The 11,692-nt window shown below is 59.5% G+C and carries 10 protein-coding genes and 1 pseudogene; 5 read left to right on the top strand and 6 right to left on the bottom strand.

Annotated features, from left to right (window positions below; genetic code table 11):
* Positions 1-121 precede the first annotated feature (121 nt).
* Positions 122-1,591, bottom strand: a complete 1,470-nt coding sequence (locus tag ACS5Q1_RS07290) for a DUF1254 domain-containing protein (protein ID WP_473097537.1) — start codon at positions 1,589-1,591, stop codon at positions 122-124.
* A gap of 312 nt (positions 1,592-1,903) precedes the next feature.
* On the bottom strand, positions 1,904-2,101 hold the full coding sequence (locus ACS5Q1_RS07285; protein WP_473097536.1) for a hypothetical protein: 198 nt from the start codon (positions 2,099-2,101) through the stop codon (positions 1,904-1,906).
* 274 nt (positions 2,102-2,375) lie between these two features.
* On the opposite strand from ACS5Q1_RS07285, the gene ACS5Q1_RS07280 reads away from it, so the two are divergent.
* Genes ACS5Q1_RS07280 through ACS5Q1_RS07270 form a run of 3 tightly spaced genes read left to right on the top strand, consistent with a single transcriptional unit; the run spans position 2,376 to position 4,601 of the window.
* Positions 2,376-2,657 carry a hypothetical protein gene (locus tag ACS5Q1_RS07280; protein WP_473097535.1) on the top strand — a complete coding sequence of 94 codons (282 nt, stop codon included), beginning with the start codon at positions 2,376-2,378 and terminating at the stop codon, positions 2,655-2,657.
* Between the two features lie 60 nt (positions 2,658-2,717).
* Entirely contained in the window at positions 2,718-3,698 is a 981-nt protein-coding gene (locus tag ACS5Q1_RS07275; protein ID WP_473097534.1) for a zinc-dependent alcohol dehydrogenase family protein, read from the top strand.
* A 60-nt stretch (positions 3,699-3,758) separates the two neighbouring features.
* On the top strand, positions 3,759-4,601 hold the full coding sequence (locus ACS5Q1_RS07270; protein ID WP_473097533.1) for a universal stress protein: 843 nt from the start codon (positions 3,759-3,761) through the stop codon (positions 4,599-4,601).
* Positions 4,602-4,636: 35 nt separating this feature from the next.
* Here ACS5Q1_RS07270 and ACS5Q1_RS07265 read toward each other — a convergent pair whose 3' ends face one another.
* From ACS5Q1_RS07265 to ACS5Q1_RS07250, 4 genes and pseudogenes are all read right to left on the bottom strand, one after another.
* A complete protein-coding gene (locus ACS5Q1_RS07265) occupies positions 4,637-4,900 on the bottom strand; it encodes a c-type cytochrome (protein WP_473097532.1) in 264 nt (87 codons plus the stop codon).
* A 50-nt stretch (positions 4,901-4,950) separates the two neighbouring features.
* A complete protein-coding gene (locus ACS5Q1_RS07260) occupies positions 4,951-5,358 on the bottom strand; it encodes a hypothetical protein (RefSeq protein WP_203439671.1) in 408 nt (135 codons plus the stop codon).
* Between the two features lie 164 nt (positions 5,359-5,522).
* Positions 5,523-7,133: an MBL fold metallo-hydrolase gene (locus ACS5Q1_RS07255; protein ID WP_473097531.1), complete on the bottom strand. Its 1,611-nt coding sequence runs from the start codon at positions 7,131-7,133 to the stop codon at positions 5,523-5,525.
* A 158-nt stretch (positions 7,134-7,291) separates the two neighbouring features.
* A pseudogene (locus ACS5Q1_RS07250) lies at positions 7,292-8,772 on the bottom strand (methyl-accepting chemotaxis protein).
* A 386-nt stretch (positions 8,773-9,158) separates the two neighbouring features.
* Here ACS5Q1_RS07250 and ACS5Q1_RS07245 point away from each other — a divergent pair.
* Both ACS5Q1_RS07245 and ACS5Q1_RS07240 read left to right on the top strand, forming a co-directional pair.
* Positions 9,159-11,027: a PHA/PHB synthase family protein gene (locus ACS5Q1_RS07245; RefSeq protein ID WP_473097530.1), complete on the top strand. Its 1,869-nt coding sequence runs from the start codon at positions 9,159-9,161 to the stop codon at positions 11,025-11,027.
* Between the two features lie 301 nt (positions 11,028-11,328).
* A partial coding sequence (locus ACS5Q1_RS07240) for a thiamine pyrophosphate-binding protein (protein WP_473097529.1) occupies positions 11,329-11,692 on the top strand: 364 nt, incomplete at its 3' end.

The raw sequence follows: 11,692 nt of genomic DNA, 5'->3' as shown, positions 1-11,692 counted from the left end.
TAAAGATCTCCGAGAGGTCTGAAGCCGGACCTTCCGGCGACCTTTTGCTTCCTGGGTTGACCCGATCCAAAACTTCTCAAGGCCGCGCCGGAGCCGAAGCTCCGGCGCTCTCAACGGCCTTTCACTGCGCGGTGATGCTCGATGTGGTTTCGAGCTTCGTCACGGGCGGCGGGTTCCACTTGCCGGTCAGGGCGTCCGACCGGGGAGCGTAGAGCCGCAGCATTACGTTGAACGGTCCTTTCGGCGCGGGAAGCCAGTTGGCCTCCTTGCCCTGTCCGGGACTTTCGTTCTGCAAGTACAGGTCCAGAGAGCCATCCCCATTGTACTTGAGCGGCATCCAGCTGCTCAGGGCGAAGCGGTTGAGGCTGTTCGGCACCTGGAAGCCTTCGCTGTCGTAGAGCGTCAGCGACCAGAAGGCCGCGGCCGGCGGGGTCTGGCCCTTCTCGAAGTGGAGCGTGTACTTGTTCGCACCGTCGAGCGGCCGGCCCGTGTCGTCGGCGAGGTTCATGGGATAGATTGCGTCCTCCGGCAGATTGGCTCCGAGCCCGAGCTGCGAAACGATGGCCCGCTTGAGATAATAATTGCCGTAGACGCCCATCGTGTCCGTGTTCATGGACCAGCCATTCGTGACACGGGCGAGCGTCCTGACCTTCCATTCCATGAGCTTCTGAGCGGTCTCCGGCGCGGCCTCGAGCGCCTTTCTGACGACCGGATCGATCTTCTCGGCGTCAAAGCTCTTGCCCGCCTCGATACCGATCTGCTTCATGCGCGCGATGATCGGCTCATCGGTCAGATGGGGGCCGGCGAGCTTCAGGAGGTCCGCCGCATAGGCGAAGTACCTCAGCGGCGGCATCGTATCGACCTGCACCTTTGGCGGCGTCTTCATGTCGATATTTGGATCGATCTTCACCTCGGGAGCCTTCGGGGTCTTCCCCCATTCGGACAGGGGCGTGATCTTGTAGCCTGCCTGGATATTGTGAACCGCATCGTAATCGGCCGGTCCGTCTGTCTTGGTGCGGCCGATGATCCACACGATCGGCGTCGGGGCATCGATGCGCTGCGTGCCGGCGGGCAGGCGGAACTCGTCGAAGCGCTCGCGCAGATCGGGCCGCCAGGTGGCTGGCGCGATCAGATACTCGCCGGCCTTGGTTCCTGTGGTGCGCCAGCCCGGTGAGGCGAACACATCCGTCCACATGTCGAGCATCGGCAACAGGTAGTAGCGACCGCCCGTATCCGGCACCGAGACCACCATCGGCTCCTTGGTGAGATCCAGGAAGGCCGACGAGTAGAGCGTGTCGAAATTGTAGCGGACCACGCCCTTGTCGTCGCCCGGCGGATAGGTCGGCACGTTGTTGAACATGTTCATCGGACCGCGGCCCGGGACCTTGCCGGGTTCGAGGTTGGTGAACTGCCTGCGCGTCACATCCAAGCTGACGATCGGATAGAAATACACATAGGCCTCGACGGCGATATCCTGGGCCTCCTGCTCGGTGATTGCGAAAGCACTTGTGGTGACTCCGCCGATCCCGACGAGGCTCGCCAGAACCGCCGAGCCAAGGAGACTCCTGGTGTGATTGAGAAGCGGTGACATGGATGGACGCTCCTGAAAGGCACCCACGCATCACGGTGCTGAAGCCAATGGGCCCGCCGCGATGTCGAGGGAGTGAGGTGGCGCGCTGCGATGTTACTGCTGTGGGACGCACCGGTTGCTGGCCTGACGCTCATCGCAACAACAGCTTAGCACGCTCCTCCTTCCAAGCGGATCAGGGCCTTCCCTGAAGATGATGCAGGAAAACCCTGAAAGACGGCCTCACGTGCACCGCGATAGTCCAGCTTTTTCCATAGAACAGACAGATCCAATGAACAGCTATGGCCTATACTCCCGAATGCCGCGTCTATCCGGTCACTGATTTTTCTGGGAGCGGTTCAGGGCGATCGTCCAGCGATGCGGCCAGAAAGCCAGGACCGCGACGACGAACGTGAGCAGAAGGAGAGCCACCATCACCTGAGCCACTCCGAAGATTGGGGCGTCTTTGGCCACAAACCAACTTGTCACGACACCGGCTGCAATCATCAATATCCGAACGATCCAGCTGATCATGAGCGCCTCCACGGGCTCCGCTTCCGGCCCTTCGTTTTCGACAGATTGGTCTTGGGCCAGGACAATATTACGGTGGGCATTCCACACGCGTGTTTGATTTGGATCAATGACGATCCAGTCAAGCTATCAGACCATCTTTTCAGGATACAGGCAAAGCCCCGCCTTTAGAAAGCCAAGCTGCCTAATCCTCACCAAAGTGATGTACTTAATTTAAGTTAACGATCCAAAGGAAGCTCAAGCTTTCCTAAGATTCAGAATACCACCGGAGGAAGCTATGGCCATGAATGTCCAGCATTCCCATCTCCAGAAGGTGTCGAACAGGGACAGGTTTTATTCACCTGATATTCTTCCGCTACTCCAAACGGTTCTGGCTGATCTTGCCGACATCGATGTCGCCTATGAGAAAAACCTCGAGGCCATCAAGCACAGTGAGGCCGACGAAGAGCGCAAAAGCGAGATGATCGCAAGCCTTTGGCACCAGCATCGGGAACGGCGAGCACCTTATATCCAGGAACTCATGACACTGCGGGAGCGGATCGACGCGACCTTCAGCTGAACGGATAGCGAAAGGTATCGCTCCGCTCGCCCTGGATCTCCGACACGGAAAGATTTCTCCATGCGGGCAATGACTCTGCATAGGACGCGCACGCCCTTGATCTGCGAGGAGCGTCCGCTGCCCTCGCCGGCCACGTATGAGATTCGCGTCGCGGTGGAAGCCTGTGCCGTTTGCCGCACCGACCTCCACGTCATCGACGGAGATCTGCCCAATCCCAAGCTTCCCATCGTTCCCGGCCATGAAATCGTGGGACGGGTCGATGCCCTCGGAGCAGGTATCACCAATCGCGTCCTCGGCGAGCGTGTTGGAATCCCCTGGCTTGGCCACACCTGCGGACGTTGCTCCTATTGCGTCTCAGGCCATGAGAACCTCTGCGACGATCCGCTGTTTACGGGCTATACCCGTGACGGTGGGTTTGCATCCTACGTAATTGCCGATGCGGCCTACGCCTTCGAGATGCCGGACGATGGCGATCCCGTTGCTCTCGCTCCCCTGCTCTGCGCCGGGCTGATCGGCTGGCGCTCCCTCGTCGCCGCCGGACCGGGAGAAAGGATTGGCATTTTCGGCTTCGGAGCAGCGGCCCATATCGTCACCCAGATTTGTCTCTGGCAAGGTCGGCATGTCTTCGCTTTCACGCGCCCGGACGATGTCGCGTCACAAGACTTCGCGCGCTCGCTCGGCGCGGTCTGGGCTGGCGGCTCCAATCAGGAACCGCCCGAGCGACTGGATGCGGCGATCATCTTCGCGCCCGTCGGCGACCTTGTGCCACAAGCGCTCCAGGCGGTGCGAAAGGGCGGGCGCGTCGTCTGCGGCATCCACATGAGCGATATTCCGCAGTTTCCCTACCGACTCCTCTGGGAGGAACGTCAGATCCTGTCGGTCGCGAACCTGACCCGACAGGATGCCCGCGACTTCCTGTCTATCGCGCCAAGGGCGCAGATCAGAACGCAAACGGCGCGCTATCCGCTGGAGGCCGCCAACGTGGCTTTGGCGGATCTTCGATCAGGACATCTGCAGGGCGCAGCCGTTCTGGTGCCTTGATGCGAAGCCGAACAACAGAGTTGCAGGGCGCATATCTCGTGTCGCCACAAGGAGAACTCCATGCTCCAGAACATCCACAGCATCCTGATCGGCATCACCGAGGAAGGAGATCCCGAAGAGAGACCCTCCGCTCTGGCCTATGGACTCTCGCTCGCCCAGGAGGCGAGCGCCCATGTGACGGTCCAGGCCGCATCGCTGAAACTGACGCTCACGCATGCTTTCATCAGCAGCATCGCGGAAGATCTCGTCGCCGCTGAGAACCGCCGGCTGGATGCTCTTGCGAATGCCGTGGCGGACACATCCCAGCGCGCTGCCGCCGCATCGGGCGTCGCCTGTACGACCCAGGCGCCGCAATTGGCCTATCTCGATCTGGTCAAAAGCTTCACCTCCCTCGCCAGAACTCATGACCTGACGGTTCTTGATTCCGAACCGATTTCCCTTGCCGTCGATCGGGGGCTGATCGAGGCAATACTCACCGAGAGCGGCCGTCCTCTCGTCGTCGTGCCTCCTGGCCGAGAAGCTTTTGCGGGAAACAGGATTGTCGTGGCGTGGGATGGCAGTGCCAAGGCAGCCCGTGCGCTCAATGACGCTCTGCCACTATTTAGAGCCGCCTCGGAGGCCGAGTTGGTCAGCGTCACTAGCGAGAAGGATCTGGCCCATACGGAGCCGGGATCGGAAATCGTTCCGCATCTCACGTGGCACGGCATCAATGTAAGCGTCCTAAATCTGCCTGCCTTGGATGGCGATGTCGCCGAAACGCTGCGCAACCATGTCCGTCTGACGCGCGCCGACATGATCGTCATGGGCGCCTATGTGCATTCGCGTCTGCGCGAGTTGCTTCTGGGCGGCACGACACAATCGCTGCTCAAAAATAGCCCGGTGCCCCTTTTCCTCTCTTACTGAAAGGTTGGCCTGCAAAAGGACATCCTCAGCGCAGCCTAGCCCTGAATGGAATTCAGATAGGCGATAAGATCGTTGATCTGGGCCGGATCGAGCTGGAACTGGGGCATGGAGGGATGCCCCGTCGTGATCCCCTCCGCGAAGGCTTCGGCCAGATCTTCGATGGGATAACGGGTATGCAGCGTCCGAAACGGCGGCGCCTCGGGAACAGGGCTGTCCCCTATACGGCCAATGGCGTGACATTGGGCGCAGTTGGTCTGAGCGAAGGCCAACCCGCGCTGAATACGCCCGGACTGGGCCATGATCGTCGAGGATCCAAGGACGAGGGCAACGCAGCAGAACGCCAGACGCCTCACAATCGGCGCCCTTCCGCTGGCGACGGTTCAGCATTTCGGACCGAGACGACCTCGAACGTATAGGGCTTGTCGTCCTCATCCTGGATGGTGACGTATTCGCCTTCAACAAAACGGTGCTGGTTGAGCCGATAGCCTGCCTCCTCATCGCCGGCCCGGTCCTGGTTGTAGTCGATCATCCAGGTCGCTCCGCCGGCTCCGCCCGATCGATGCACCAGAACGCCCTGCCGCTCGCCCTCGTCGGCCCAGAAGCGGCGAACCCGGCAGAGAGCTCGTTTGCGCGCCCATTCCTCTTGGTCCAGCCGCCCCTCCTCATCGAGAGGCGCGGTCAGCTCGTAGCCATAACGCGCACTGCCTTCCGGGAACTGCTTGCTGCGGGCGAGATGAAGCGTGATGTGGTGGAGCAATTGTCCCTCCCGAATCCAAGCGGGTCCCTCATAGGCCTGACCAATGTGGCAAAGCTTAGAGTTGGATCGTTCTGCTGCTTCGATTCTAATCAATAATACGCTGGGTGAGGAGCGGGAAACGTCGATTTCCAACTCCTCGCACCCGATATGCTTCGCCGGATCGTCTACTCTCGCGCTTCATCCATCAAGGACTGCCGGATGCGCCGGATGATGACGGCCTTTGCCTTTTTGTCGGCAGCCGCCTCGAGAGCGCCGTCGATCTCGAGAAGCAGCTCCGCATAATCGTTGTGCCAATCACGATGTCCGGCACTTGTGCCAGCAAGGCGCTGCTCCCGACGCTCGACACGAACGGCTCTTTCTCCCGTCAGATCATAGACATCGTCGATCTCAGGGATCGTTGCATGAGGGACCTGGCCGAGATCGTCGAGAGATGATTGCAGCGCCTTCAGGGCAGGATCCTCACCGTGGACAAGGAAGACCCCTCGTCGGACCGGAAGCCGGTCCGACAACCAGGCTTTCAGCTCCGGCCCATCCGCATGGCCGGAATAAAGATCCAGGGTCCGCATGCGGGCGCGAACTTTGATCTCCTCGCCGTGGATCCTGACCTTCGAGGCACCGTCCTGCAGTATCCGTCCGAGGGTCCCTTGAGCCTGGAACCCGACGAAGAGCACGGTTGCCTCGTCCCGCCAGAGCCATGCCTTCAGGTGATGGCGTATCCGGCCCGCCTCGCACATGCCACTTGCCGCGATGATGATGTGAAAACTGTGAATGCGGTCAATGGCCTTGCTCTGCTCGACACTCTCAGTAAAGCGGACCCACCGCGAATCCAGGGCCTGCACCAGATCGGAGCCGTTCCTGAGCTCACCGGCATGCTGCTTGAAGATAGCGCTGGCTTTAGAGGCCAACGGAGAGTCGATGAAAATCGGAATATCCGGCAATTCGCCCGCTTCCATCAGCTCCATCAGATCGACGAGGAGCTCCTGCGTTCGCTCCACTGCGAAGGACGGGATGAGGAGAGCCCCGCTCGGATGCATGGCCGCGCGGACCTCGTCGCGAAGCATTCGCCGCCGACGCTCAATGGTTGTTCCGGCCCGATCCGTGTCGCCGTAGGTGGATTCGAGAACCACATAATCGAGATCGCGCGGCCCGTCCGGATCCAGCTGCAGAAGCTTGTGATCGGGCCCGATATCGCCGGAAAACAGAAGGCGGACCGGCTTTTCCTTGTCACCGGATTTCACCTCGACCTCGATGGAGGCCGAGCCCAGCAGATGGCCCGCATTCCAGTAGCGTGCCTGAATGCCCGGAGCAACCGGCTGCCAATGGCCGTAAGGCACAGTCCGAAATTGTTCGAGAGAGGCAAGCGCATCCTCCGCCGTATAGATGGGCGAAACGGTCGGCATGCCCCGGCGACTGTTGCGCCGGTTGAGCTGATTGACCTCGATCTCCTGGATATATCCGGAATCCGGGAGCATGATGGATGCCAGATTCGTCGTCCCGGCTGTTGCATAGATCGGCCCGTCGAAGCCTGCCTTCACGAGTTTCGGCACGAGACCGCTATGGTCGATATGGGCATGGGTGAGGCAGAGCGCGTCGATGCCGGCCGGGCGGAACGGGAAATGCTGATAATTGAGTTCCCGCTCGGATTTGGATCCCTGGAACATCCCGCAATCGATAAGGACGCGGGCCGCCTCCGTCTCGAGCAGGAAACAGGAACCTGTGACGGTTCGGGCGGCACCATAGAAATGAAGGCGGAGCGACAAGGAAGCCTCCCTCATAAATTGAAGACTGCACCAGAAAGATCACCTCCCTGTATATCACACCTGTGCGGCCCGGATTGATCTATCCCAAAGCAGCTCGAAGCAAGCCGCTCTCGCTGCTCTGACACAGAGATCAAAGGGCGAGATGCGCGACCTCTTCAATCGTCCAGAGCGTCCTATCGGGCGAGGACCCGCGCGGCCTCCTTCGTTGTTCCGACAGCCTGCGAAACTCTTCCAACCGCGGCGGATATGGCCCCGATATTGGTGGCGATAAGCGTCACGGCCTGAGATGTATCCTGCATGTTGGACGACATTTCTTGCGTGACTGCGCTTTGCTCTTCGACCGCAGTTGCCGTTCCGATCACGTGATTTCGCATGGTTTCAACGGAGTCGCGGATTTTCGTCAATGCCTCGACAACGCCATTCGATACGCTCCGAACGGCATCGATTTCCGTGGAGATTTGCTCGGTCGCCCGCGCAGCCTGGGATGCCAGGTTCTTCACTTCGCTCGCAACCACCGCAAATCCTCTCCCGGCCTCGCCGGCCCGGGCGGATTCGATCGTCGCATTCAGAGCCAGGAGGTTGATCTGCCCGGCGATGCTCTGGATGAGGCTGATGATACCCCCATCGCCTCTGCCGCGGACGAAAGTTTGTCGGTATATTCGTTTGCGCTTCTAGCCTCGGCGAACGCGACATCGGTCGCCGTGCGAGAGGTCGCCATGCTCTGGGCGATTTCGCGCACCGAAGCGGCCAATTCCTCGGCGGCGGAGGCCATCATCTGAACATTGCTGGATGTTTCGGCCGCGGCCTGGTTCGCGGAACGCGCCTCCTGGGTAGAAGCGCCGACAGCAGCGTCGATTTCACCGAAGTTGGTCTCGATCATGCCCCTTAGATTGATCAGCAGGCTGACCTGCTGTGTCACATCGGTTGCATATTTCATGACTTTGTAGGGGCGCCCGCTTGCATCGAGGATCGGATTATAGCTGGCCTCGATCCAGATCTCCCGCCTGCCCTTGCCGATCCGTTTGTACTGGGCTGCCTGGAACTCTCCATTCTTCAACCGGCGCCAGAACTCCAGATATTCCGGACTGGTCCGCATCCCTGGCTCCACGAACATGCTATGATGCTTGCCCTGAATTTCCGGAAGGGTATACCCGACAGCCGTGAGAAAATTCGCGTTCGCATCGAGAATATGTCCATCGAGATCGAACGAGATCACAGCCTGCGATTTTCCAATCGCCTCGACCTGCCCCTTCAGTTCCGCCTGCTCCTCCATCTGCTTCGTAATATCCGTCGCGAATTTGACGATCTTGAAAGGCCTGCCGTCGCGACCAAGCAGAGGGTTGTAGCTGGCTTCGATCCAAACCTCCTTGCCGCCCTTGCCAAGACGCTTGTAGCGCGACGCCTGATACTCTCCAGCCTTCAGTCTCCTCCAGAACTCGGCATAGGCAGCCGTCTCGCGAAACGCTGGTTCGACGAACGTGCTGTGATGTTTGCCTTGAATTTCGGGAAGAGAGTAGCCGACCGTGCGGAGAAAGTTCTCATTGGCCGTAATGATTGTCCCATCGAGATTAAACTCAATAACGGCTTGAACCCTATTGAGAGCCTCAAGTTTAGCCTTGATTTCAAATTGCGATTGAGACAATAAACCCAACATAACCTTCCCTCCGGAACGCAAGACCCGATAAAAATAACAATAAGATTGCGCACAACCTCCTCTTTCATGGTGGAGCGAAATGCATAACAAGCTGTAAGCGGCAAATTAAGTATTTGTACTTACCCATCTTTTGCATCTTCCACTTATTCACTGCAGCAACATATTATTGTCGGTCCACGACTTGTTCTGCCCTGTGACGTGATGATGGAACGATGATCGGGCTTTGCGCCCCTGTTGAAACACGACAGCTCGCACTGCCGGTGTCGACCATGATCTAGACCAAATTGGAATCGATCCTTTGATCGAGCACCGTGTAAAACAAAAGCGCCTGTCACTGTATGACAGCTATCAGCCTTCGAATGAGGGCCAAAATCTGGGAGGTTGAGATGCCGGCTCGTACGTCCTCCACGTCCAAGGGGAGCCGCAAATCTCAACCGACGACGCTGCCGGCCCTGATGGCCAATCCGACGATAGTGAGCGACTCGATCTCGGCGCCAACCGTTTCGCTCGAATCCTGGGACGACGCAGAGCTCCATCAACTCCGGGATGCCCTCGACCACACCACCCATGCCGGTCTTGCGCGCCTGACCGCAGGCCTGTCGCCGGCCGCCATTGTCGACGCATTCATGGACTGGACCGCGCACCTTGCCATCTCTCCGGGCAAGCAGGTCGAACTCGCCACGAGAAGCGCTCGCAAATGGGCCCGGCTGATGCAGTTCGCCTCCCGGTGTGCGATCGATGGCGGCACAGGTGAGCCGTGCATCGAACCGCTACCTCAGGATCGCCGCTTTATGGAAAAGGAATGGCAGCGATGGCCATTCAATCTCTTTCAACAAAGCTTCCTGCTGCAGCAACAATGGTGGGACAACGCCACGACCGATATCGATGGCGTCACCAAACAGCATCAGGCGGTCGTCGAGTTCATAATGCGTCAGATCCTCGATATGGCCTCCCCGTCGAATTTCATCGCAACCAATCCCGTCGTGCAGCGGCGCATTCTGGAAACGGGTGGGCAGAACCTTGTTCAGGGTCTTCGCAATTTCCTGGACGATTGGGAGCGGATCGTCCGCTCGAAGCCTCCGGCCGGCGCAGAGACCTTCCAGCCCGGATGCGACGTGGCCATCACACCCGGAAAGGTGATTTGTCACAACAGTCTTATCGAACTGATCCAATACAATCCGACGACTGAGAAGGTTCGGCCGGAGCCGATCCTGATCGTGCCGGCCTGGATCATGAAATACTACATTCTGGATCTTTCGCCCGAAAACTCACTGGTTCGCTATCTCACCGACCAGGGCTTCACGGTGTTCATCATCTCCTGGAAGAACCCGAGTGCAGAGGATCGCAATCTCGGCCTTGACGACTACCGGAAGCTCGGAGTGATGGCGGCGCTCGATGCGGTGAATGCCGTCGTGCCCGATCAAAAAGTTCATGCGGTCGGGTACTGTCTCGGCGGTACGCTTCTCTCCATCGCCGCAGCCGCCATGGCCCGGGATGGCGACAAACGTTTGGCAACGCTGTCGCTCCTGGCGGCGCAGGCCGATTTCCGCGAGGCCGGCGAGCTCACTCTGTTCATCAACGAGAGCCAACTTCACTTCCTCGAAGATCTGATGCGAAGCCAGGGCTATCTCGACACCCGGCAGATGGCCGGCGCCTTCCAGCTTCTACGCTCGAACGACCTGATCTGGTCGCGACTCATTCGGCATTATCTGATGGGCGAGCGCACGCCCCTGAACGATATCATGGCCTGGAACGCCGACGCGACACGTATGCCCTATCGCATGCATGCGGACTACCTGCGACAGCTCTTCCTCAACAACGACCTGGCCGAAGGACGCTTCCAGGTCGACGGTCGTCCCATCGCCATCAGCGATATTCGCGTCCCTATCTTTGCAGTCGGCACCGAGCGGGATCACGTGGCACCATGGCGTTCCACGTTCAAGATCCATCTGCTCGCCGACACCGACGTGACATTCCTTCTCACTACCGGCGGGCATAACGCCGGTATCGTGGCCGATCCGAACAGAACCGGTGGACACTTCCAGGTGCTGACGCGGTCCGCCGTCGGTCACTACCTGGATCCTGACACGTGGATCAAGATCGCGCCTCGTTTCGAGGGCTCATGGTGGCCGGAATGGATCCGCTGGCTGGATTCGCATTCGGGCGAACTCACGGATCCGCCGATGTTGGGAGCGCCGGCCCTGGGCTACCCTGCCCTCTGCGATGCACCCGGCACTTATGTGCTGAAGGCGTGATGCCTCCATCGTTTTCAGGACGTTGCCGCTTGATAGGGATACGTCAGTGACATCTCAGATCTGCATTCGCCGATAAGAGCGCTGCGGCTGGCGGGTCGTAGCGCCAGGTTCGAGGATCCCGATTTTCCTTGACGAGGAAAGCGCTCCATTTTGCAAGTTTGAATATCAGTCAGTGCCTGTGGAGAACGAGGGTCTCGACGTCCAGGACGCAAAATTGTTCTCCTGGTCCGACGAACTTGGGGTCGTCACGCCCGGCCACAGGTCCCGCCTGATGCCCCAGGTCAGATTGAGGAGTGTATCCATGAACGGCGCAGAATTGCTTGTATCCGCTTTGGAGAACGAAGGCGTGGACCGGATCTTCGGAGTTCCCGGAGAAGAGAACCTCGACCTTGTCGAGGCGCTGCGACAATCCTCCATCGAACTGGTGCTGACCCGCCACGAGCAAGCGGCGGCGTTCATGGCGGCGACGCATGGCCGGCTGACCGGTCAGCCAGGGGTCTGCCTGTCCACGCTTGGCCCGGGCGCGCTCAACCTTACCACGGGCGCGGCCTATGCGCTGCTCGGCGCGATGCCGATGGTCATGATCACGGGCCAGAAGAGTATCCTGAGCCGGAAACAGGCGCGCTTCCAGATCGTGGACATGGTCGCGACCATGACGCCGCTGA

This window comes from Microvirga sp. GN3, assembly GCF_055792825.1.
Note: the sequence above shows the minus strand (reverse complement) of the source record. Positions and strands in the feature narration are given on the sequence as shown.